This is a genomic window from Vibrio sp. AIC-3, assembly GCF_013114515.1.
Taxonomy (GTDB): domain Bacteria; phylum Pseudomonadota; class Gammaproteobacteria; order Enterobacterales; family Vibrionaceae; genus Vibrio; species Vibrio crassostreae_C.
In genome coordinates this window covers 213,553-237,009 of sequence record NZ_VTXG01000002.1, presented here as the reverse complement: position 1 = coordinate 237,009, position 23,457 = coordinate 213,553, and the positions used below count along the sequence as shown (strand labels likewise).

The 23,457-nt window shown below is 44.8% G+C and carries 22 protein-coding genes; 13 read left to right on the top strand and 9 right to left on the bottom strand.

Translation table 11 applies throughout. The annotated features are described in order from the left end of the window. Nucleotides 1-87 precede the first annotated feature (87 nt). Nucleotides 88-1,110 carry a phage shock protein operon transcriptional activator gene (gene pspF, locus F0229_RS02620; protein WP_017060309.1) on the bottom strand — a complete coding sequence of 341 codons (1,023 nt, stop codon included), beginning with the start codon at nucleotides 1,108-1,110 and terminating at the stop codon, nucleotides 88-90. 273 nt (nucleotides 1,111-1,383) lie between these two features. Between pspF and pspA the strand changes: the two genes are divergently transcribed. The 7 genes from pspA to F0229_RS02585 all read left to right on the top strand — a co-directional run bounded on the left by pspA (nucleotide 1,384) and on the right by F0229_RS02585 (nucleotide 8,708). Continuing rightward, a complete protein-coding gene (gene pspA / locus F0229_RS02615) occupies nucleotides 1,384-2,055 on the top strand; it encodes a phage shock protein PspA (protein ID WP_010440091.1) in 672 nt (223 codons plus the stop codon). A gap of 14 nt (nucleotides 2,056-2,069) precedes the next feature. Continuing rightward, nucleotides 2,070-2,303: an envelope stress response membrane protein PspB gene (gene pspB, locus F0229_RS02610; RefSeq protein WP_004734605.1), complete on the top strand. Its 234-nt coding sequence runs from the start codon at nucleotides 2,070-2,072 to the stop codon at nucleotides 2,301-2,303. Beyond that, nucleotides 2,296-2,682: an envelope stress response membrane protein PspC gene (pspC, locus tag F0229_RS02605; RefSeq protein WP_017065334.1), complete on the top strand. Its 387-nt coding sequence runs from the start codon at nucleotides 2,296-2,298 to the stop codon at nucleotides 2,680-2,682. The genes pspB and pspC overlap by 8 nt, the downstream gene beginning before the upstream one ends. 158 nt (nucleotides 2,683-2,840) lie before the next feature. Next, a complete protein-coding gene (locus tag F0229_RS02600) occupies nucleotides 2,841-3,875 on the top strand; it encodes an efflux RND transporter periplasmic adaptor subunit (protein ID WP_081228758.1) in 1,035 nt (344 codons plus the stop codon). A 1-nt stretch (nucleotide 3,876) separates the two neighbouring features. Then, nucleotides 3,877-4,962 carry an efflux RND transporter periplasmic adaptor subunit gene (locus F0229_RS02595; protein ID WP_171732177.1) on the top strand — a complete coding sequence of 362 codons (1,086 nt, stop codon included), beginning with the start codon at nucleotides 3,877-3,879 and terminating at the stop codon, nucleotides 4,960-4,962. Next, entirely contained in the window at nucleotides 4,955-8,065 is a 3,111-nt protein-coding gene (locus F0229_RS02590; protein ID WP_136985593.1) for an efflux RND transporter permease subunit, read from the top strand. Before F0229_RS02595 ends, F0229_RS02590 begins: the two co-directional genes overlap by 8 nt. A 76-nt stretch (nucleotides 8,066-8,141) precedes the next feature. Continuing rightward, nucleotides 8,142-8,708 carry a DNA-3-methyladenine glycosylase I gene (locus F0229_RS02585; protein ID WP_171732176.1) on the top strand — a complete coding sequence of 189 codons (567 nt, stop codon included), beginning with the start codon at nucleotides 8,142-8,144 and terminating at the stop codon, nucleotides 8,706-8,708. Between the two features lie 244 nt (nucleotides 8,709-8,952). Here the strand turns inward: F0229_RS02585 and F0229_RS02580 are convergent, their stop codons facing one another. Together F0229_RS02580 and cls are read right to left on the bottom strand one after the other, a co-directional pair. Beyond that, nucleotides 8,953-10,137 (bottom strand): cystathionine beta-lyase, encoded by a 1,185-nt coding sequence (locus tag F0229_RS02580; protein ID WP_171732175.1) that lies wholly within the window; start codon nucleotides 10,135-10,137, stop codon nucleotides 8,953-8,955. Nucleotides 10,138-10,319: 182 nt separating this feature from the next. Next, nucleotides 10,320-11,774 carry a cardiolipin synthase gene (gene cls, locus F0229_RS02575; RefSeq protein ID WP_171732174.1) on the bottom strand — a complete coding sequence of 485 codons (1,455 nt, stop codon included), beginning with the start codon at nucleotides 11,772-11,774 and terminating at the stop codon, nucleotides 10,320-10,322. Nucleotides 11,775-12,140: 366 nt separating this feature from the next. On the opposite strand from cls, the gene F0229_RS02570 reads away from it, so the two are divergent. From F0229_RS02570 to F0229_RS02555, 4 genes are all read left to right on the top strand, one after another. After that, on the top strand, nucleotides 12,141-13,574 hold the full coding sequence (locus F0229_RS02570; RefSeq protein WP_050546918.1) for a sodium-dependent transporter: 1,434 nt from the start codon (nucleotides 12,141-12,143) through the stop codon (nucleotides 13,572-13,574). A gap of 182 nt (nucleotides 13,575-13,756) precedes the next feature. Continuing rightward, nucleotides 13,757-15,373: a methyl-accepting chemotaxis protein gene (locus tag F0229_RS02565; RefSeq protein ID WP_171732173.1), complete on the top strand. Its 1,617-nt coding sequence runs from the start codon at nucleotides 13,757-13,759 to the stop codon at nucleotides 15,371-15,373. Nucleotides 15,374-15,551: 178 nt separating this feature from the next. After that, entirely contained in the window at nucleotides 15,552-16,250 is a 699-nt protein-coding gene (locus F0229_RS02560; protein WP_017060318.1) for a TIGR01621 family pseudouridine synthase, read from the top strand. A gap of 8 nt (nucleotides 16,251-16,258) precedes the next feature. Further along, the gene (locus F0229_RS02555; protein ID WP_065583884.1) at nucleotides 16,259-17,212 is read left to right on the top strand and encodes a class I SAM-dependent methyltransferase; all 954 of its coding nucleotides are present in this window, start codon (nucleotides 16,259-16,261) and stop codon (nucleotides 17,210-17,212) included. A 93-nt stretch (nucleotides 17,213-17,305) separates the two neighbouring features. Here the strand turns inward: F0229_RS02555 and F0229_RS02550 are convergent, their stop codons facing one another. The 5 genes from F0229_RS02550 to F0229_RS02530 form a co-directional block, all read right to left on the bottom strand. Beyond that, nucleotides 17,306-17,923, bottom strand: a complete 618-nt coding sequence (locus tag F0229_RS02550; RefSeq protein ID WP_017060320.1) for a CDP-alcohol phosphatidyltransferase family protein — start codon at nucleotides 17,921-17,923, stop codon at nucleotides 17,306-17,308. After that, entirely contained in the window at nucleotides 17,913-18,563 is a 651-nt protein-coding gene (locus tag F0229_RS02545) for an ATP-binding cassette domain-containing protein (protein WP_017065359.1), read from the bottom strand. Before F0229_RS02545 ends, F0229_RS02550 begins: the two co-directional genes overlap by 11 nt. Further along, nucleotides 18,529-20,229: an ABC transporter permease gene (locus F0229_RS02540; protein WP_171732172.1), complete on the bottom strand. Its 1,701-nt coding sequence runs from the start codon at nucleotides 20,227-20,229 to the stop codon at nucleotides 18,529-18,531. Before F0229_RS02540 ends, F0229_RS02545 begins: the two co-directional genes overlap by 35 nt. 5 nt (nucleotides 20,230-20,234) lie before the next feature. Continuing rightward, entirely contained in the window at nucleotides 20,235-21,401 is a 1,167-nt protein-coding gene (locus F0229_RS02535) for an ABC transporter substrate-binding protein (RefSeq protein ID WP_171732171.1), read from the bottom strand. 428 nt (nucleotides 21,402-21,829) lie between these two features. Continuing rightward, complete coding sequence (locus tag F0229_RS02530) at nucleotides 21,830-22,276, bottom strand: META domain-containing protein (protein WP_004734625.1); 447 nt, start codon at nucleotides 22,274-22,276, stop codon at nucleotides 21,830-21,832. A gap of 188 nt (nucleotides 22,277-22,464) precedes the next feature. Between F0229_RS02530 and F0229_RS02525 the strand changes: the two genes are divergently transcribed. Then, complete coding sequence (locus F0229_RS02525) at nucleotides 22,465-22,728, top strand: DUF1289 domain-containing protein (protein WP_017060324.1); 264 nt, start codon at nucleotides 22,465-22,467, stop codon at nucleotides 22,726-22,728. Between the two features lie 109 nt (nucleotides 22,729-22,837). Further along, nucleotides 22,838-23,005 carry a hypothetical protein gene (locus F0229_RS02520; protein ID WP_017060325.1) on the top strand — a complete coding sequence of 56 codons (168 nt, stop codon included), beginning with the start codon at nucleotides 22,838-22,840 and terminating at the stop codon, nucleotides 23,003-23,005. Between the two features lie 57 nt (nucleotides 23,006-23,062). Here F0229_RS02520 and F0229_RS02515 read toward each other — a convergent pair whose 3' ends face one another. Beyond that, nucleotides 23,063-23,365 carry a thiamine-binding protein gene (locus tag F0229_RS02515; RefSeq protein ID WP_017065764.1) on the bottom strand — a complete coding sequence of 101 codons (303 nt, stop codon included), beginning with the start codon at nucleotides 23,363-23,365 and terminating at the stop codon, nucleotides 23,063-23,065. Between the last annotated feature and the right edge of the window lie 92 nt (nucleotides 23,366-23,457).

Genomic DNA, 23,457 nt, shown 5'->3' with positions numbered 1-23,457 from the left:
TCGAAACGAGGCGTTAGAGGGGCCTCAAGATCCGGACAATTTAACATTTTATTTATTCGGCTCCAAATAATAATCAAGCGTGGACAGCTATTTATCGTTAGCTTGTCCGACAATCGCGTACTTCCTCACCATTCCACGTAATTGGTTGTAGGTTAACCCAAGTAATTCTGCGGCTTGTTTCTGGTTATATTTGCTCTGTTTGAGGGCTTGGTTGAGTAGCTTGATGTCTTGTTGTTCTTGCCATGCTTTGTAATCAAGCGGCAAAGAAAACAAGCTCTCTGATGAAGTATGGCTGTTAGACGGCTCATTGCCAGTTTCCGGAGAGGAATCTTGCTCTGTTTTCCATGCGGGTTTAAATGGGTTAAACACCAAATATTCAATAGGATAGGGATCTTTTCCGTGCTGATAGATAGCTCGCTCAATGACGTTTTTGAGTTCTCGTACATTCCCTGGCCAAGAATAATCCAAAAGCGATTCAACGGCAGAGGGGGCAAAGCCAACAAACAACTCCAATTCCAATTCACGACACATCTTAATGGCGTAATATTCTGCCAGTAGCATGATGTCTTCTTTTCGCTCTCGAAGAGGGGGTATAGTAATCACGTCAAACGCCAGTCTATCTAATAGGTCTGCTCGGAATTCGCCCTTTAATGCCATGTCTGGTAAGTCGGCATTGGTTGCACACACCAGTCTGACATTGGCACTTAGCGCCTTTTGCCCACCGACACGTTCATATTGCCCGTATTCAATAACGCGCAGTAGTTTCTCTTGAACCGCAAGGGGAGTGGTCGCCAGCTCATCCAGAAACAGCGTTCCGCCTTCTGCTCTTTCAAAACGACCTTGATGACGCCCTTTCGAACCCGTAAAGGATCCCGATTCATGACCAAACAGTTCTGAATCAATCAAACCTTCACTTAAGGTTGAGCAGTTCAATGAGATCAAAGGTTGATCCCAACGTCTTGAAAGGTAATGCAGTCTTTGTGCGATCAACTCTTTACCTGTGCCACGTTCGCCAATGATCAGAATGGGTCTTTCTATTGGTGCGAGTTGGGAAACTTTATCTAACACAGAGAGAAAGCTAGGTGATTCACCAATGAGGTTCTGCTGCATAGCGGGTCCTTGTATGAATTAATCGCTGGAGAGGTTATGTAAGAGCCATAGTGGTGAAAAATACCAATACTTGGCTAAATTCATCATAGCATGGTTCGAGTTAATCACCATTTTATTGTAAGTAACTGATAATAAATGGCTTAAAAGTTGGCACGCTACTTGGATTATTTATGGTAGGTTTAACAACAAACGTAAATTTTTGAGCAAGTGGATTGATAAAGTCGCACAACGATTTGAAACGCATTTGCCATCATTGTAATTAAGGAGTTCCTCATGGGTATTTTTTCTCGCTTTGCAGACATTGTAAATTCAAACATCAGTGCACTATTAGATAAGGCTGAAGATCCAGAAAAGATGATTCGTCTTATTATCCAAGAAATGGAAGACACCTTAGTTGAAGTTCGTACCAACTCAGCAAAAGCAATTGCTGACAAGAAAGAGCTAGCGCGTAAAGTAGAAGCTATCGAAACACAGATTCTAGATTGGCAAAATAAAGCGACACTTGCCCTGACCAAACAACGCGAAGATTTGGCGAGAGCGGCGCTAATCGAAAAGCAAAAACTGGAAGACATCATCAAGAGCCTTCACACCGAACAAACCTTGGTTCATGAAACCATCGAAAAATTGACGAGTGAAATTGGTAAACTTGAAACAAAGATCGCAGAAACTCGTGCAAAGCAACAAGCATTAATGATTCGTAACAATGCAGCGAGCAATCGTCGTGATGTTCAAAAACATCTGCATTCAAGCAAAACCAACGAAGCAATGGCGAAGTTTGAGCAATTCTCGCGTAAAGTGGATGAATTAGAAGCTGAAGCGGACGTTTACGCTAAGACTGGCAACGCAAAATCTTTAGACCAAGAGTTTGCCGAGCTACAAGCTCAAGATGAAATCGAAAAAGAGCTAGCGAAACTGAAGCAACAAGTTGAAAACCGCGATAAATAATCTAGGAGTTGTCTATGTCAACATTTCTAATTGCAGGTCCACTGATTGTCTTTTTAATCTTCGTGGCACCGCTATGGTTATTCTTACATTACCGCAGCAAGAAGAAATCCAGCAATGGTCTTTCTGAAACGGATCTTCAACGTCTGCATAAGCTTTCTGCGCAAGCCGAATCCATGCAAGACCGAGTGAAAACGCTAGAAAAAATACTGGATGCGGAGTCGCCTAACTGGAGACGAAACTATGAGTAGAGAACTGTATCGCGACACGATTAACGGCAAATTGTCTGGTGTGTGTGCAGGGTTAGCGAACTATTTTGGCCTTGAAGTGTGGTTGGTTCGCATCTTAGTTATCTCAGCAGCACTGCTTGGTGGTAGTTTTCTGGTGTTATTAGCGTATTTAGCTTTGACATTTATGCTTGAAAAACAACCACCTCAGTATGTCGACCAAATGAAGGCGAAACAAGAGCATACGCTGAAGCAAAAGCCTTGGGAAAAAGGGCAAACTGCAGAGTCGCTATTGAACACTTTAGAGGGTGATTTCCAGAAGTTAGAGACCAGTGTCCGCAACATGGAAGCTTATGTCACCTCAGATACGTTTAAAGTGAATCGTGAATTTAAGAACATGTAGTGGTAAAACCTAAAAAGGATTAGATAACGGTTTAGGAAAATTTATTCCAAGCCGTTATTTTTTTTAATAATTTTCTCTAAATAAATCTTACGCTGACTGGTAAGTTACATGTGATTAATCTATGTTATAAAAATATTTATAGATATGGATGATCACCAATGTATAGAGCCTCCGTTGTCCTATTGACAGCCTTAGCTGGGTTGTCTGGGTGTGGTAAGGAGCTTCCTCCCGTACCTGAACCTGATTCTAGACCCGCCAAACTCTTCACTGTTTCCGTCGGTAGTAATGCCTTTGAACGTAGCTTTCCAGCCACCACTGAAGCGGGTGACAAAGCCGTACTCGCATTTCGTGTTCCAGGGCTACTTCAGACTATCGATGTCACGTCTGGTCAACAGGTGAGTAAAGGTGAAGGGCTTGCAACGCTCAATCCTGACGAATATCAGCTGTTAGAGAAGCAAGCAAGAGCCAACTTTAAGCTTGCTGACGTTCAATACCAGCGTTCGATTAAACTACGCAAAGACCGAGTCGTATCAGAGCAAGATTTCGACCAAGCGAAAGCCAATCACAACTCTGCTAAAGCGATGCTTAATCAAGCCAAAGCAAACCTTCGCTATACCACTCTTGTTGCGCCTTACGATGGAACGATTTCCATTATTCCGGCTGAAAACCATGAATACATTGCGGCTAAACAAGGCGTGATGAATATTCAAACCAATCAAATTCTTAAAGTCGTCTTCTTATTACCCGACCAACTTATTACGCGCTTTTCATCAGGGTTCGAGACGGATGCAACCATGGTTTTTGATGCGTTTCCTGAAAACTCTTACGTTTTAACCTTCCAAGAAGTGGATACCGAAGCTGACCCGAAAACAGGTTCGTACAAAGTCACCATGGTAATGGAAAGACCAACCGATGTGGGTATTTTGCCCGGTATGTCTGGCTCGGTAAATCTCGTTTCATCGTTAGCGGCGGCCACCAAAATACCAACGTCAGCAATGATGACCGATGGGGATGATGTCTCTGTATGGCGTGTGAATAGCGACGGCATTGTTGAAAATGTTGCCATTGTCATCGATGAAAAACGCCATATCGTCTCTGGATTGAACGATGGCGATCGCATTGTGACTTCTGGCGTCAATGGTCTTGAGTCGGGCATTAAAGTTCGAGAGTGGATCAAGGAAAGGGGGCTATAACATGAAAACACTTAAAGTGGCTGCTGGCCTGTCGTGTTTAGCCTTACTGACGGCTTGTGAAGATAAGCAAGCTGTAGAAGTGAATAACACGCCCTTGGTTAAAGCTATCGAGATTTCAGTCATCGATTTTAGCGACAAACTCTATTTCCCTGCGGTAGCAAACGCTGCTGAGAAGGCTCACCTCAGTTTCCGAGTTGCGGGTGAAATCTTCAAGCTAGATGTGAAGGAAGGTGAACGAGTTGCCAAAGGGGACATCATTGCCGAGCTTGACCCAACCGATTATCAATTGGATGTGGACAATGCTCAAGCTCGTTACACGGTAATCAATAGTCAATACCGACGTTCGAGTCCGCTAGTGAAGAAAGGCTTATTGGCTAAGTCGCAATTCGATGAAATTGCCGCTCAACGCCAGATTGCTTATGCCGAGTTGGAACTGGCGAAACTGCGCTTATCGTTCACTATGCTTCGTGCGCCTGTTGATGGGATTATTTCTCGTGTCAGTGTCGATCAATATGAAAATATTCAGGTAGGCCAACAGATTGTGAACATTCACAGTGTTGAGGATGTTGAGGTTGTTATCCAACTGCCTGACCAGATTTACGTGAATCAGCCTAGCGAACAGCTGTTATCGAATGTTGAGGCTGTGGTAAGAGTGCCCAGTGGCAATGAATACACAGCGGCTATTAAGGAGTTCACCACTGAACCTGACCCAAGCACGGGCACGTTCACGGTGACGCTTGCTCTACCTATGCCGGAAGATGATTTGATTCTGGATGGTATGGCCGTTGAGGTGACGTCAAATGGGCGAGATATAGGCTTGGAGTTAAAAGCTGGGGTACTTATCCCAATCGAAGCTGTGTTTAATGCGGATGGCGATGATTTAACGCGTCAGAACTCTTATGTATGGGTGCTTAATGACGACAGTACCGTCTCGAAACAGCAAGTCGTAATAGGAAAAGCCAATCAGAAAACATTGCAGATCATGAAAGGATTAGAAATGGGGCAGCATGTCGTTGTTGCAGGCGTATCGCGATTGCGAGATGGGATGACAGTGGAAGTATTGTCTCAGGAGACGAACAATGAGTGAAGTAAATAACAAGCCCCAAAATGACGATCAACAGGGTGATGATCAGATCACAGGTGTTGCTTCTTACTTTATACGTAACAAAGTCATTAGCTGGATGCTATCTCTGATCTTTCTTATTGGTGGTGTCTCTGCCTTTTTCGGCTTGGGTCGTTTAGAAGATCCTGCCTTTACCATCAAAGATGCGATGGTTGTGACCTCTTACCCAGGGGCCACACCTCAACAAGTTGAAGAAGAAGTTACTTACCCACTAGAAAAAGCGATTCAACAACTTACCTATGTGGACGAAGTGAACTCTATCTCTAGCCGCGGCCTATCACAGGTAACGGTGACGATGAAGAACAACTACGGCCCAGATGATCTTCCGCAAATATGGGATGAACTTCGCCGAAAAGTGAATGATCTCAAGGTTGAACTGCCACCCGGCGTCAATGATCCTCAAGTCATCGATGATTTCGGTGACGTTTACGGTATTTTGCTGGCGGTGACGGGGGATGGCTATAGCTACAAAGAGCTGCTGGATTACATTGATTACCTAAGGCGAGAGCTAGAGTTGGTTGATGGGGTCAGTAAAGTCTCCGTTTCCGGCCAACAACAAGAGCAAGTGTTCATTGAGATATCGATGAAACGGATAAGCTCTCTGGGTCTGTCTCCAAGCACGGTATTTAACCTTTTATCGACTCAAAATATTGTATCAAGTGCAGGAGCGGTAAGGATTGGTGATGAATATATTCGAATCCATCCAACGGGTGAGTTCCAGAATGTTGAGCAGCTTGGCGATTTAATTCTGACAGAAGGTGGCGCTCAAGGGCTTATCTATCTAAAAGATGTGGCGAATGTAACCCGTGGTTACGTTGAGGTACCGAGTAACATCATTGGTTATAACGGCGAACTCGCGCTTAACCTGGGTGTCTCTTTTGCGCAAGGCGTGAACGTGGTCGCAGTGGGTGAAGACTTTGATCGAAGACTCGCCGAGCTTAAATATCAACAACCCGTCGGTATCGACATCTCCGAGGTTTATAACCAACCTAAAGAGGTGAACAAGTCGGTAAGCGGATTTGTGGTGAGTTTAGGGCAGGCGGTTGCGATCGTAATCGTGGTGTTACTGTTCTTCATGGGACTAAGATCGGGCCTATTGATTGGTTTGATACTGCTATTGACCGTATTCGGTACATTCATTTTCATGCAGTACTTCAAGATCGACCTGCAACGTATTTCACTGGGCGCGTTGGTTATCGCCTTGGGGATGCTGGTGGATAACGCCATTGTGGTGGTGGAAGGGATATTGATCGGCACGCAGAAGGGGCGAACCCGGATGCAGGCCGCCACCGATATCGTAACCCAAACCAAATGGCCGCTGCTTGGTGCGACGGTTATTGCGGTGACTGCGTTTGCTCCTATTGGTTTATCTGAAGACTCAACAGGCGAATACTGTGGCACCTTGTTCACGGTGCTACTGATCTCCTTGATGCTGAGTTGGTTTACTGCCATCTCGCTCACGCCGTTCTTTGCCGACATGTTCTTTAAAGGTCAGAAGGTCGACCCAGATAACGAAGGTAAGGACCCGTACAACGGGATGGTTTTTGTTATCTACAAAAACTTCCTCGAGTTCTGTATGAAGCGTGCTTGGTTAACCATGTTTGTTCTGATTATTGGTTTAGGTGCGAGTGTGTACGGTTTTGGTTTCGTTAAGCAAGCCTTCTTCCCGTCTTCAACCACACCTATGTTCCAAGTGGATGTGTGGATGCCGGAAGGTACCGATATTCGAGCGACCAATACCAAGCTTAAAGTGCTTGAAGGTTGGTTAGCAGAGCAGGACGAAGTTGAACATATCACGACAACTGCGGGTAAAGGCCTGCAACGTTTCATGCTGACTTATGCGCCAGAGAAAAGTTATAGCGCTTACGGCGAGATAACGGTTCGTGTGAAAAGTTATGAAGTACTTGAAGGGCTAATGAAACGTTTCCGTGAGCATGTAAATGGTCAGTTCCCAGAGATTGATTACAAGCTGAAACAGATCGAATTAGGTCCTGGTGGCGGTGCGAAAATTGAAGCGCGAATTGTGGGTTCTGATCCAACGGTTTTACGTTCAATCGCTGCTCAAGTTATGGACATCATGCGTGCTGATGAAGGTGCATTTAACGTTCGTCACGATTGGCGTGAAAGAACTAAGGTATTAGAGCCTCAGTTCAATGAAAGCCAAGCGCGTCGTTATGGTATTACCAAATCTGACGTTGACGATTTCCTAGCAATGTCTTTCTCTGGTAAGTCGATTGGTGTGTATCGTGATGGTACAACGTTAATGCCGATTGTGGCTCGTTTGCCTGAAGACGAGCGTGTCGATATTCGTAACATCGAAGGCATGAAGATCTGGAGCCCAGCATTAAGTGAGTACATCCCACTTCAACAAGTAACGTTAGGTTACGAGCTAGAATGGGAAGATCCACTGATCATCCGTAAGAACCGTAAGCGTATGCTGACGGTAATGGCGGATCCTGATCTATTGGGTGAAGAGACGGCCTCAACTCTACAGAAACGCTTACAACCACAGATTGAAGCGATTGAGATGCCTCCGGGTTACTCATTGGAATGGGGGGGTGAATATGAGTCGTCAGCAGATGCACAGGCGTCACTGTTCACAACCATGCCTCTGGGTTACTTGTTCATGTTCTTAATCACTGTGTTCTTGTTTAACTCGGTGAAAGAGCCTCTGATCGTTTGGTTAACGGTTCCATTGGCGTTGATAGGGGTGACGACAGGCTTGCTAGCCTTGAATACACCATTCGGCTTTATGGCGCTGTTGGGCTTTTTGAGTCTATCTGGGATGCTTCTGAAGAACGGTATCGTACTACTTGATCAAATTGAGATTGAGATGAAATCTGGTAAAGATCCGTATGTAGCGGTTGTTGATGCGGCTCTGAGTCGTGTTCGCCCGGTATGTATGGCGGCGATTACCACCATTCTAGGTATGATCCCTCTACTACCGGATATCTTCTTCAAACCAATGGCAGTAACCATCATGTTTGGTTTAGGCTTTGCGACTGTACTCACGCTAATCGTAGTGCCTGTGCTGTATCGTTTGTTCCATAAAATTGAAGTGGCTTAACGTCAACTAACCTTTGAAATAATGCCCCTATTTGGGGCATTATTTTTATGTACGATTACTAAAAGAGACTATCGAAATGGAAGCGAATACAGTGGATAGAACGTGTGCATGGGCGCTTAAACATGAGCTTGAAAGGGAGTACCACGACGTAGAGTGGGGCGTGCCTGTTTATGATGACCAAGTTCTGTTTGAGTTCATTACTTTAGAAGGCGCTCAGGCGGGCCTGAGTTGGATTACGATCCTTAAAAAGCGTGAAGGCTATCGTGCTGCATTTGATAATTACGATCTAAACAAGCTAGCTGAGTTGAATGAAGACAACGTGCCGCACATCATTGAAAACTTCGATGTGGTTAAACACAGGGGTAAGATTGCTTCGGTATACAACAATGCACGAGCAACGCTTGAATTACAGAAAGAGTTCGGCTCTCTTTCTAATGCCTTATGGCAATTTGTTGATAATGAAGTGATCGTGAATCAATGGACTGAGATGTCTCAAGTTCCCGCTTCTACCGAGCAATCTAAAGCGATGAGTAAGTTTTTGAAGAAGAGAGGCTTTAAGTTTGTAGGAGAAACAATCTGTTACGCATTTATGCAAGCAACAGGTATGGTCAATGATCATTTAGTCGGTTGCCCACACAAATAAAGTGTTATTTATTTCAGCGGAACAATCACTTAGAAATTGAAAAATTCATAGCCATTTTTTCATCGCTCTGAGATCTTTAAGTGGATGTGCTTTAAGGTTCAATATTGGCTTTGAAAGCTTCTGGACTATGAGCGGTTTGTATTATGAGCTGAAGTATCTGAATATGAGTATTTTGAGTTATGCTTTAAACAGAAAAAGGCAGGAATATCCTGCCTTTTTTGCATATTAGACCTATCGTCTCAGATTAAATCAGAGCGCTATAACGTTCTAATCCCGCCTCTAGATCAGCAATCAGGTCATCAACATCTTCTAACCCAATATGAACACGCATCAAGGTACCTTCGAAATTAGGATTGGCAACAGTTCTCAAGCTGTCAAAACTGCTTGGTTCGTTAGCTAGAATCAAACTTTCAAATCCACCCCAAGAGTAACCCATACTAAAATGTGTCATTCCATCAAGTAACGCTGTCGTCGCTTTGATATTAGAGTTGTTTAGTACAAAAGAGAACAAGCCATTACCGCCAGTAAAATCTCGTTTGAAGAATTCATGGCCTGGGCAAGACTCAAGAGCAGGGTGACGAACGTGGTTAACTTCAGGACGAGTCTCTAACCATTTTGCGACCTTCAAGCTGCTTTCTGCGTGTTGGCGTAGACGCACATCAAGAGTACGAATGCCGCGAAGCCCTAAATAAGCATCATCAGGTGAGACACATTGCCCCATCAAGTAACTTTGCTCTCTTAGTTGATCCCAGCATTTCTCATTGGCGACTGCCGTACCTAGCATCACATCAGAGTGACCCACGATGTATTTGGTCGCTGCTTGAATCGAGATATCAACACCAAAATCAAACGGTGAGAAGTTCACGCCAGCCGCCCAAGTATTGTCTAGCATAACGATGATGTCATGTTCATGAGCGATACGCGCTAGTGTTGGAATATCCTGCACTTCCATGGTGACAGAGCCTGGAGACTCAGTAAACAGCACCTTAGTGTTTGGCTTGATAAGGTCTTGGATACCTTCACCAATCGTTGGCTCGTAGTAAGTTGTCTCTACCCCCATCTTTTTCATGATGGTGTCACAGAAATCACGAGTAGGTTCGTAGCAGGTGTCAACCATTAAAATATGATCACCTGTTTCTACAAAAGAGAGAATGGCATTCGAAATTGCTGCTGTACCACACGGGTACAGTGCACAACCCGCGCCGCCTTCTACTTCAACCATCGCATCTTGGAAGGCAAAATGAGTGTTGGTTCCACGACGTCCGTAAAAAAGGGTCTTGTTAGCGCGGTTAATCGTAGCTTTACGCTTCTCTTCTACTGAGTTAAATACGACAGTTGAAGCGCGTTGTACTGGTGGGTTAACAACACCATTGGTCCACTTCTTATCACGACCGGCAGTGATAAGTTTAGTGGTTTTGTTCTCGGACATGCTGTGAATTCCTTATCAATCGGTTATGTCCTATTTAAAACATGCCAAGAGTGTTCAAAGCAAGAGCGGAGCGGGGATTTTTGCGCTTTTCTTACGATTTTTAACCTTTCACTCAGTTAACAGTGAAAGGTTAAAAATGATCGATGGGGAAACAACGAGCCATAATCGACTCATTGCTGGAATTATAGGAGTGGGTTGAACAAGTAGAACAGCCTCTCAAAGAAGCGATTACTAAGGTTTCTTTGCTCCCACTGTTCTAACTCTACAGAGTGGGATGAAGCGATATAAGATTTCTGCAGCTCAGACAGTTTTTGCGTGAAATGCACATCATCCACAGCCAGAGTCACTTCAAAGTTGAGCCACAAACTGCGCATGTCGATATTGACGGTTCCGATCAAGCAAAACTCTTCATCGATCACTACCGATTTGGTATGAAGAAGGCCACCGTAAAATTCATAGATCTTCACGCCAGCTTCAAGCAACTCGGTATAAAACGCACGAGAAGCCCATTTAACCATTAGTGAATCGTTATTGTGTGGAATGATCAGTTCTACAGTTACGCCGCGTTGAGCTGTCATCTTAAGTGTTTCGAGTAAGTCAGCACTTGGCACAAAATAAGGTGTAGTAATACGTACAGAATGATTCGCTTGATTGATGGCGATGGTCAGTACTTGTAAGATCAAATATTCCGGCATGCCAGGGCCAGACGGCACTACTTGAACCGGATGATGTGTCATGATTTCTTCAACTGGGCATTCAGGTATATCAGGGAGAATGCGTTCACCAGTCTCAACTTCCCAATCCCAGCCATGAATAGCGGATAACACATTAACGGTTGGCCCAGTCACTCTGACCATTACATCAATCCACTGACCAACGCCGGAACTTTGTTTGAAGTGAGTAGGATCGACCATGTTCATTGAACCCGTATAGGCGATAGTCTCGTCAATCACAATGATTTTGCGGTGTTGTCTTAAATCTAGGCGACGTAAGAAAATACGCCATGGGCTCACTTCTAGTGCTTGTACGACTTGAACGCCTGCGTCCTTCATCATTGACTGCCAGTGGCTTTTGAAAAAGCGAGGGCTACCGGCTGAATCGAGCAAAACTTTAACATCTACGCCACGTTTTGCAGCGCGAATCAGCGCAGAGGCAACCGAATCGGTCAGGCCACCTGGATGCCAAATATAGAAAACCATCTTGATACTGGTTTGTGCATTTTCTATATCTTCGATAATTGCGTGTAGGATCTCGTTTGGTGAAGATTGCAGCGATAGAGTGTTTCCACTGAGTGCAGGGATGCCCATTCGATTGTTACAAAGCTCGTCAATCTTATGGATAGGGGAGCCGACTTTCCCTGGTTGGTGAAGTTGGCAATCATTCAATTGACGGAACCAGTCGCCGAAAGGGGTAAACATACGATGAGCGCGTTCAGCCCTTTTTCTGCCTAGGTTTAGCTCACCAAAAAGGAAGTAACAAGCTACACCAACAATCGGGATAATGTAGATAACCATTAGCCAAGCAAGAGAAACGCTGACAGAGCGTCGTTTTAGTACAACACGAAACGTCACACCGGCTACGAGAACCCAGTACAAAACAACAGAGGCCAAAGTTAAAAAATGATAAAGCTTATCCACATTGAATACTCGAAAAAAGAGACACTTAGATAGTAATGCTATTTAACGTATATGGGAATTTAAGGATTCAACTATTTACAAAATAGAGCAAAAGATGTAAATAGGTTAAAGTTGTTAAGTTTTGGTCAACTTAAGAAGAAAATGATTGTTTTGTATGAAAAGTCGGCATTTAACCATAAAAATTTACATCTTTAACGAAATTTGTACGGTATGCTCTTCCAATTTTATTCTTAAACTGGTTTACTTGCTAGACAACGAGCGTCAATCAAATCTTTTAGGTGTGTAAATTTATTTATACACCTTCCTTTTAAAGACGCCACCCAAAGCAAAACACAACATCACATAACACAAAAGTTTGGAGTACACGTGGCTACTAGTAATACAACCACAACACCCCGCGATACCTGGGGTTCGAAGTTAGGATTCGTAATGGCTGCAGCAGGTTCTGCTGTTGGCTTAGGTAACATTTGGAAATTCCCATACACAGCAGGCGAAAGTGGCGGTGGTGCATTCGTTGCCATTTACCTGTTTTTTGTAATTTTTATTGGTTTCAGTGTCATGCTGACTGAATTTGCGATTGGCCGTCATACGCAAAAATCAGCAGTAGGTGCATTTAAAACAACTGACCGTCGTTGGACGTTCGCTGGCGTTATCGGCGTATTCAGTGGTCTACTTATCATGGGTTTCTACCCAGTAGTAGGCGGTTGGTCAATCGCATACATCGGTAAAATTGCAGGTGGTCTTCTAGACGCACCAGAAGCAATTGGTGATAGCTTTGGTGGCTTTATCTCAAACCCAGTTCAACCACTAATGTGGATGGGCTTATACCTACTACTTAACGTTGTTATCGTTATGAAAGGTATCTCTGGTGGTATTGAGAAAGCAGGTAAGATCCTGATGCCGCTTCTTTTCATTATCCTTATTGTAGTATCAATCAAAGGCATTATGCTTCCGGGCGCGATGGCTGGTCTTGAGTTCCTATTCAGTCCTGACTTCTCTAAAGTAGACAGCAATGTAATCCTAGCCGCTCTAGGTCAAGCATTCTTCTCTCTAAGTCTTGGTATGGGTTGTATGATGACATACGGTTCTTACCTTAAGAAGAAAGAGAACCTAGTTCAGACAACAGCAATGGTAACCGCAATGGATACTGGTGTTGCTATTCTAGCTGGTGTTGCAATGTTCCCTGCAATGTTCGCGTTCGGTATGGAACCTGCAGCGGGCCCTGGTTTAGTATTCGTTGTTGTTCCTCAGCTATTCGCTGAAATGGGCGGCGTAGTTGGTCTTCTATTTGCTCTTATGTTCTTCGTTGGTTTGAGTGTTGCGGCACTAACATCTTCAGTATCTCTACTTGAAGTTGTGGTTTCTTACCTAATCGATGAGAAAGGCATGAAGCGTGTAACAGCGGTACTGTCTGCAAGTGTTGTAATGGCGATTCTATGTATCTTCGCTTCTCTATCACTTGGCGGCTTCGGTCCAACACTGTTTGATACTGGCGCGTTCGACATTTTCGACCTACTAACGGATAAGATTTTCCTAGCGGTTGGCGGTATGTTGGTATGTATCTTCGCTGGTTGGAGACTAAACCGTGCTGACCTAGAGAAAGAAATCACTAACGATGGTGAAGTATCTTTCCCACTATTCGGTCTATGGTACACGCTAGTTAAGTACATCATCCCAGTAGCTATCGCAATCGTTGCATTCATGGGTATCTCTTCTGGCTTCGACAGCGGTAAAGGTGCAATCATGCTACTAGGTATTGGTATTATTGCTGGCTCTGCGCTTATCTCTAAGAAGCTATAGTTTTAAGAAGCTACAATCGCGAGATAAAGTAATTTAATAAACGGGAGCTCATTAGCTCCCGTTTTTTTATGTCTGGAACTTAATTATCTAAGAAAAATAATTATTAAAGGTATCCGTCTGATAGCCGATATAAATGGAACGAATAGCTGTTAGAGCTATATTTTGATTTAGGTAGGTGTTGTGTGAAATTGTCAGTGAGAAAGAAACTGTATGCCGGTTTTGGCTCTATATTGGCGGTGCTTGTTACGTTAGTCAGTATTGTATGGATAGAAGTTATCGGCGCGCACCAGAGCTCAGATGAAATTAGAATGGACGATGTTCCGGGTACTGTTACCTACCTGGTACTGATTGATGAAGCGGGTGATGTATACCGAGATGCGCTTGGTGCAATTACACTGGTTGATAACGCACTCAATGATTATCGAACCAGCAAGAACGAATTTGCTCAAGCTATCGAGCAGGCTAAGCGTTTGGAGAGTAGAGGTTCGGAAGACCACCGCCGTATTCAGCGAATTGAAGACCTGATGGGGCGTTTCACTCAAGAGTTTGAATCAAAGCTTGTGCCGAAGATCAATGATGAAGCTGCGCTACTAGCCAATATTCAACAGCTACGATCTTTGTATGAGAGCAATCTTATCCCTATTGAGAACTTACTGGATCAAGCGTCAGCAAGTGAGCGCGCAGATACAGAACAGTCACTACTGACACTAACCGACACGTTTACTACCATCGAGCGCACTATCATGGTGTTGTCTGCTATTGCGATTGTCTTTGGTTGTGTGATTGCGTATCTATTGTCTAGCTCTATTACCAATCGTCTTACTCGTGTAGAACAAGTAGCACGACGTATAGCAAATGGTGACCTAACGGCAGGCGACATTATTGATGATTCTGGTGATGAATTGGCTGAACTGGCTAAGTCGATTAACCAGATGCAGAAATCACTAGTAGACCTATTAGGTTCAATCTCGTCTGTGACTCACCAAGTCCAATCGGTGACAGGGGAGCTCTCTTCTATTAGCCAAGACATCGTTACTGGTGCATCAGCTCAAGCAGACAAAGCTAACTTGATTGCAACGGCTGCTGAAGAGCTAAGCTTGACCATTTCTGAAGTGGCGCAGCAAGGTACTTCAACTTATGAAGAAGCACGTCGCTCAGAAACCTCTGCAGAAGATGGCCGCAACGTGATTGTTGAGATGGTGGCGAGTATTCAACAAGTGTCGACTCAAATGAGCGATATGTCGTTGCAAATGAATACTCTAGGTTCTCACGGTGAGCAGATTGGTAGCGTTATCAAGGTAATCGAAGACATTGCTGAGCAAACTAACCTGTTAGCTCTTAACGCTGCAATTGAAGCGGCACGTGCAGGCGAGTTTGGTCGTGGTTTTGCTGTGGTAGCCGATGAAGTGCGAGCGCTAGCAGAAAGAACAACCAAAGCGACACGAGAAGTCTCGGGCATCATTCAATCGATTCAATCGGGCACTCAAGAAGCGGTGACTTACACTCAAGATAACTGTCGTTTAGTTGAGATTGGTGTTGAGCAAAGCTCAGGTGCTGTTTCGGCTCTAGAAGCGATTGTGAGCGGTGCGGGCAATGTACAAAGCATGGTTAACTCTATTGCGACTGCGGCAGAAGAACAGACGGCTGTGACCAAAGAAATTGCAGCGGACATTACCGCGATTAGCGATATCTCTGAGCAATCTCTGCAGCTAGCAATTCGTAGCTCTGAAAACACATCAGGCTTGAACGCTAAGGTTGCTGAGCTAGAAGCATTAGTCGGTAAGTTTAAACTGGCGTAAAGCGGTGACTTGGTTCTATTTGCCGTGTGGTAATCGAGTAAAGACCAAGCACTGATTGCTAGTTGTTGAAAAGAAGCCCAATGATTCAATGTTTATTGAGTGAGTTGGGCTTTTTCGTAGCTGGAATCTGGGTTCAGACGCGGTATACTCCACGTTCTACAATGGAGCTAGCCTTTACATGTTCGATATTCTTCTGAACCACTCTGATTTTTTACTTATCAACAAGCATCCTGGAGTCAGCGTCCACAAAGACGATGGCGATACCATGTTGCTTCAAGAAGTTGCTAAGGCAATTAATGAGCCTAAGCTGTATCTCGTTCATCGACTAGATAAAATGACTTCGGGCATTCTGCTGCTGGCAAAAAATGCGTCGGCGGCGAGCGAGCTTTCACAGCTATTTGCAAAGCGTGAAGTAGAAAAATACTACCTTGCGATTGGCTCTAAGAAGCCAAAGAAAAAGCAAGGTTTGATCTCAGGAGACATGGAGCGTTCACGACGCTCAAGTTGGAAACTTCTGACATCCAAAGAGAACCCTGCGATTACTCAGTTTTTATCAGCAACGGCTGAACCCGGTGAGCGTCTGCTGTTATGCAAACCCTATACAGGGCGAACTCACCAGATCCGTGTCGCGATGAAGTCGATCGGCTCAGCCATTGTTGGTGACCCTATTTATAATCCATCGAGTGAGGCTGACAGAGGTTATCTGCATGCCTTCGCGATTCGATTTGCCTATCAATCACAAGCCTACGAATATGTCTGCGATCCAAGAAGCCTAAACTCCTTGGGTGAGAAGTGGCATCAAGAAACCGTGTCGAACGGTTTGGACAGTTGGCTTGAACCTTGGTCATTAACTTGGCCAAAGCTAAACACTAAGTGAGTGAAATAATGGAAGCATCAGCTTTACCTCTGTTTTTTAGTCATATTGAACAGCAACTTAATGAAGTACCAAACGAACTACGCCGTATTTTCCACGGGCGCGGTAAGTTTTGGCCTGGTCTAGAGCAACTGACATGTGACTGGGTTGATGGACAGCTACTGGTTAACGTGTTTAAAGAAGTCGACGATGAATTCTTGTCATCTCTTAAAGCTGGATTGGTTGAACTCACCAACAAAGATATCTGGCAATCAAAGCAGGGCACAAGCATTGTTCTGCAACACCGTTATGCCGATGGTGCGCCTTCAGAGGTTCTATGGGGTGAGTTGAATGACTCTCCGGTTGTGGTTGAGCATGGCCTTAAGTACCAATTAGACATTGGCCGTAATCAGAACTTCGGTTTGTTCCTAGACATGCGTAATGGTCGCCAGTGGGTACAAGATAATGCCAAGGATAAGAACGTTCTTAACCTGTTCGCATACACTTGTGGTTTCTCTGTTGCGGCTATCGCTGGTGGCGCTCGTCAGTGCATGAATGTGGATATGTCACGTGGCTCGTTGAATAAAGGCCGCGATAACCACCGTCTGAATGATCACGATATGCGCTCGGTTAACTTCCTTGGCTACGATATCTTTAAGTCGTGGGGCAAAATCAAGAAGGGCGGTCCTTACGAGCTCGTTATCATCGATCCACCTTCGTTCCAAAAAGGCAGCTTTGCTCTAACCAAAGATTACAAAAAAATCTTACGTCGTTTGCCTGAACTTCTAACTGAAGGCGGTGAAGTGATTGCGTGTGTGAACTCACCAGCAGTATCACCAAACTTCCTGATTGAGACGATGGCAGAAGAAGCACCAAGCGTTGAGTTCATTGAGCGTCTGGACAACCCGCCTGAGTTTGTCGATGTCGACCTTGATTCAAGCCTGAAGGTATTGAGGTTTAAAATCACGGCTTCAGCTGAAGCTTGATGTCATGATTTAGCGGGCATTATCCATACTAATATAGAAAACGCCGCTCACAATGAGCGGCGTTTTTATAGGTGCAAGAAACTAACTCATTTATTAACTAGCTTGGTTTTTTAGTGTCTGAAAACCAAAATAAATACGCATGAACGTGGTTAGCCAACAAGCTGCACCAAAGGTGTAAGCGATAACCGCAAAGTGTTGAGGCCAAATACAAAACGCGATGAAACAAGCGATGGTTTCAGTGCCTTCGGTTAGCCCTGACATGTAGTACAGAGACTTATGCTTATAGACTGGGTTTTCAATGCCTCGCTTGCCTGCCATAACCGCAAACGCTAAAAAGCTGCTGCCTGTGCCGATAAAAGAGAAGATCAAAAATGCACCGGCAATGGCGTTGTGTTCTGGGTTGGCAATGACAAATCCAAAAGGGATCAGCGAGTAGAATAGGAAATCTAGGCTGATATCGAGGAAACCGCCCGCATCACTAATGCCTTGGATTCGAGCCAAGGCTCCATCAAGCCCATCACATACTCTATTAAACACAATGAAGCCTAACGCCCACTCATATTGTTGAAATGCCAACGCTGGAAACGCTAAACACCCAATCAGAAATCCGAATAACGTGGTTTGATTGGCCGTGATACCCAATTGGTTTAGTAACTTAGCAGACTGATTTAATGGCCACTTAATGACCTTAATGGAGTACTTATCCAGCATGGTTACTTCTCCATGGCCAAGACAGTACTTCTGCCCCTTGAGGTACATCGGCTTCGTCGTGCGTGACCATTAATGTAGGGATATTCGCTTTGGTCAGCTGTTCGAAGACCCAATCGCGAAATTGTGCTCTTAACTCTTGGTCTAGCTTGCTGAACGGCTCGTCAAGCAGGGCGAGTTTAGGCTTGGCTAACAACATACGAGTCAAGCTTATTCTTGCGCGTTGACCGCCGGATATTTGATCCGGGAAAGATTCAGCTAAGTGAGTTAGCTCTATGTCTTTTAGTGCAGCCATTGCTTGTTTTTGGCGAGCGGAACCTTTAACAGAGTTCGGTAACGAAAAGGCCAAGTTTTCCCATACTTTGAGGTGCGGAAACAACAAGTCATCTTGAAACAAAATACCGACTTCACGCTGATGTGATGGAAGCTCGTCGAGCTGAATATTGTTCAACACAACGGTGCCAGAGTACGAAAACTCTTCACTTAAGTGACCAGCAATCGCATCCAGTAAGGTCGACTTTCCGCAGCCACTCGGCCCCATCAAAGCCAGTATTTGGCCAGATTCTAATGTGACGTTTAGCGCTGAGAACAGCGAATCTCCATCGGTTTTACGGATGGCGAGGTCGTTGAGGTACAGACTCATTACTTAGGAAACCTTTAAAAGTAAGACGGCGATATCTCAGTTGAAGTCGGCTGACTAATATCGCTAAAGAGAAAAAGAACAGAGGCAATAGGGCCTGCCAAATGGCATAGATTGCTGTCACCCTGCGGTCGAAACCACTGGTAAGTGCAACGGCTTCTGTGGTGATCGTGCTAATACGGCCCGCGCCGAGCATTAATGTTGGAAGGTATTGGGCCAAACTCACGCTGATCCCGACCGCCCAAGCAAAGGCAATCGCAGGAAGCAAGATTGGTAGTTTGATCGAATACCAACTCTGAAATGGCGATTTACCTAGGCTCAGCGAGGCTTTAATCAACCCATCATTGAAGCTTTTCCACGGGCCATCCAAAGACAGGTACACAAACGGGAAAGCAAAGAAAACATGCGCCCAAATCACCCAGAACTCATAGGCACTACTGCCGATGTAGAGGGTCGTGACTTGCATACCAAACAACACTGAAAGCTGTGGTATTAGCATTGGAATAGCGATAATGAAGCCCGGAACTTGCCACTTGTATTTGATTCTGTATTCGTGAGCAACCAGCGCAAGCAACAAAGCGATTGAAGCAGCAATCAGACCAATCCATAAGCTTTGACCAACGGTGCTCATGATGCCTTCCCACTCGAACTCCCAGAAGCGCGTGCTGTAGCGGCTCGGCAGTAAATCAGGGAAGCGCCAACGCTGAGCAACGCTCCAAATTACCATTAAAGGAATGATCAGCAGTGAAAGGCTAGCAAGGACAGTGAATACCGTTTTCCCCGGAAGGTTTGCCCCTGTTCTTCCGGAATACTGCCAAGTTCGAAAGTACTTAAGAACCGCCCATTCAACTAAACGCGCCAAGGCGATGATCAACGAAGCTAAACCAAACAAAACGATGGCACCAGCAGCAGCTCGCGGAAGTAGGTTAAGATCCGGATCGTTGAACCATTGCCATACCAAAACGGCAAAGGTCGGCGGGTTGGTTGGGCCTATGATCAAAGCAATATCGACAACCGAAACACTGTAAGCGAGTACCGCCAGCATTGGGAAACGAAGCTTAGTAAACCATTGTGGGAAAATACATTTCCACCAGATCTGAGCGCGGCTGTAACCGAGCGATGCACTGACCTTGGTGATACGCTCTACATCAATTTGCTGAAGTATCGAAATGCTCATCAGCAATAAGAAGGGGACTTCTTTGAGTGCGAGCATAATAATTAAGCCGAACGCGTATGGGTCTTTCACCAATAACGCCAATTCAGAGCTGGTAGCCGATTCGCCGAGCAAGTGATGTACCGCTCTTGCGCCAAGCCCCGTTGGACTAAACAGAAAAGCAAAGCCGATAGCGAAAGCTACATGTGGAATGGCAAGCATTGGCGATAGCGTAAACTCAATCTTTCTCCAAAACTTGTTTCCCCAAGAGGCTTGAAGAATACAAAAGGTCAGGAAGCAGGCTATATAGCTGCTTGCAATTGCTGAACCTAGGCTTAAGCCAATAGAGTGCCAAGCCCCTTCCCATTGAAAGACTTGGCTAAAACCGTTGAGTGTCGGCTCCTCTAAACCAAGGGGCGGGATGAAACTCAGTGACGAAGCCACGACTCCCGCTACCCCAGGAATGGTCGGGATAATGCATACAGCTGTAACAACAAAATATAGAGCGCGTAGCATGAAGACTAGTTACCGTATCGCTTAAGCCACTCTTTCTCGAGCGCGTTTTGCCAGCTAGGGTGTGGTTCATCAACCGATTTAAATTGCTGGGTGTTTTTAGCGCTGCCAGTGAGGTACTTGCTGCTCAGAACCGAAGGATCGCCCCAAACATTGAGGTCCCCCTTGCGAGACTGTGCTTCAGGGCTCAGTAAGAAGTTAATGGTCACTTGAGCACCCGCGGTTGCATTGGCGTTCCAAGGAATCGCAAGGAAGTGAATGTTAGATAGAGCGCCGCTTTCTAGAGCATAAGCCTTAGTGGTTTCGGCTAAGCGACCACTGGCTTGTGCTGAATAAACAGAGTTTGGATTAAACGTAATCGCGAGATCGATCTGTCCGTCATCCAGAAGTTGGATGCTTTCCGATGTGCCTGCTGGGAACTGCTTTCCACCGCGCCACGCCACTTTATGGAATTTATCTAAGTAAGCCCACAGTGGTGCCGTTACTTCTTGGAAGTTGTCTTCTGAAACCGGCTGAGCCAGCGCAGGGTTATTGTTTGTTAGTTCAATCAGTAGTGACTTAATGAAGCTCGTGCCATGAAACTCTGGTGGGCGAGGGTAGCTTAAGCGGTTCGGGAAAGCCTGAGCGTAGCTTAACATCTCAGAGAATGATTGTGGCGGGTTGTGAAGTGTTTCTTGGTCATGAATGAACACCAGTTGTCCCACGCCCCACGGTGCTTCTAAGCCTTCTGTCGGCTCTGAGAAATCGACATCAATTGGCAGAGACTTATCGACATACTGCCAATTTGGAAGTGATTCCGTAAATGGCCCAAACAATAGCGCGTTGTCTTTCATCGAACGGAAGTTCTCGCCATTAATCCAGACGATATCGACGCTGCCTTCACTGTTCTTTCCTGCCGCTTTTTCAGCAAGCAGTCGAGTGGTGGTTTTCGCAATATCGGTCACTTTCACATGCTTTAACGTGACACCGTAGTCACTTTGTAATTTCTTGCCTGCCCACTGTAGGTAACGATTGATCTCTTGGCTTCCGCCCCAAGCGTGAAAGTAGACAGTTTCTCCCTCTGCCTGCTGTTCTATTTGGTTCCAGCTGTCGATGGATGTTGCTTCATCAGCATAAATGGTTGCGCTGTATGCAACGGTTGCCATGATTCCTAACGTACTTACTATATTGTTCATAAACTTTTCCATTTGGTAGTGAACGGGCAAGAGCATTGTATTTTCAAACTCCCTAGGGCGTGTTGACCCTTCGTGGTTAACGAAAGATAAACATGCCCTAATAGTTATTCTATCTGTTTCTGAAATAAATTCTAATTCAACAGTAAATTCAATCAATTACTTGAGAACAAGCAGGGAGTTCTCGGTTGAGTTTTGTTCGATCTGTAATCACCTCGAAAACTCGACAGACTCTAGGCTTTTGCCATCCTAGCAACAGACCGCTGAACCGTTGAATTTATTGCATCTAAATGAGAGATTTTTGAGGTTTATTGGAGGCTGGTACGAAAAGTCGGCGATGAGTGTCAATTTTGAAGAAGTAGTGAGGGCAAGCTGACAATAAAAAAGGAGCCATCAGGCTCCTTTAATCAGTATTTGGTTTCGATGACGGATTAGTTTACCCAGTCACGAATTGTGTACGTTAGCGTGTGTACATCGTTTTTCAGTACTAGCGTATCGTTTGTTAGCGTTACGTCGCTCCACTCGCTTAGAGTAGCAGAAACCGATTGTTCGATTTCCATCGCAGAGCCGTGACACATTTTCATTGTCATGCCCATTTGCTTGATACGGAATTGACCGTCTTTCAGCTCGCCTTGACCGAAGAAGTTGTTACAACCAGCCATGCCGTTTGCAGTCATCTTTTCGCCGATCTCTAGACGAGGAGCTGCTTGGTCTTCGCTTTTCACAATGTCCTTGCCATCAATTTGCGCAAGTTCCCAATTATGGTGCTGTAGATCGGTTGGTGTTACTTGCATCGCGTTGTCACCTGTTGTTGTGCATGCTGCTAGCATCATAGGTAAAGCGGCTACTGCTAGTAATTTTTTTGAACTAAACTTCATATTATAAGGCTCCAAAGGAAAGAACGAAGTTACCGGATAAGTGTAACTTGATGGGTTCAAAGTATAGTTTACAAAACACTATATGTGTCAGTATAAGGTCATAGTTTAGTATGGATTTCATGAGCCAGGCGACAAATTAATCGCTTATTTTTGAGAGAGTAAGCGTAATTTTGAATGTGTAAGGAGGCATGGTGGAGCAGTTAGAGTTTTTCCAAGTTCCAAGCCCTTGCGTTGGGGTTTGTTCAAGCGATGACAAAGGCTATTGCAACGGTTGTATGCGCAAGAGAGAAGAGCGCTTTAATTGGATGTCGATGACACCGTCAGAACAATTGCACGTGATAAAGCTGTGTCGTCAGCGCTATAGAAGAAAAATAATGAATCAAAAAAACTTGATTGGTAAGCAGGTCGATGAAGAGGGAAATACCAGTCCCCAAAGAGATCTTTTTGGCTAAAGAGGAAGTATTTAGATTTTATTTAACTCCGAAGTAACTATTACTTTACATAATGGTTGGGGTGTAATATTAAAGTAGGTACCTTTGTACCTGAAGGAGTGGTGTCGGTATGAATAAAAAGAACGTAAAAATCAAAAAAGAGCCAGTCAAAGCACTTGACCGAAAACCGATCGGGGCAAAAGATGACCCTGAAGAGACTCCGCGTGATTGGCATTCGATGTCAGAAGAAGAACGAATGGAAATCCTTTCTCACCTCTCAGACATGCCTTTCCAATAACACCACTGGTTCTTCAGAGCCTTTCTTAAAGCTCAGTTTTCAGAAACAAAAATGTGATTAAACAAACATGTGATTCGCTTTCGTTACACCGCGATGGTACGTGCAAAATGTATCATCGGCCTCGGTGGTTTTACTGTGAATCTTAATGTTTGTGATCACTTCTACCGCCCCTGCATCGTAGCAAGCTTGTTCTGCTTTTTTAACGATATCGAGTAATTGGTTGAGTTCACCTTTCATCGTAGTTTCCATCGCACCGACTTGGAAAGGCACATCGGCAGCTTTCACAACTTCAATGGCTTTATCAACCACTTCGAAGTTGTTGCCTTCTTTAACGCGAGGTATCACTTGGAAGGCAACCATCACTTCTTTTTCTCTTTTTAACTCAGACACTTTCTGCTTACTCTAGGATAGGGAATTGTTGCAGATGATAGGTTAATGCGGAGACGAATTCT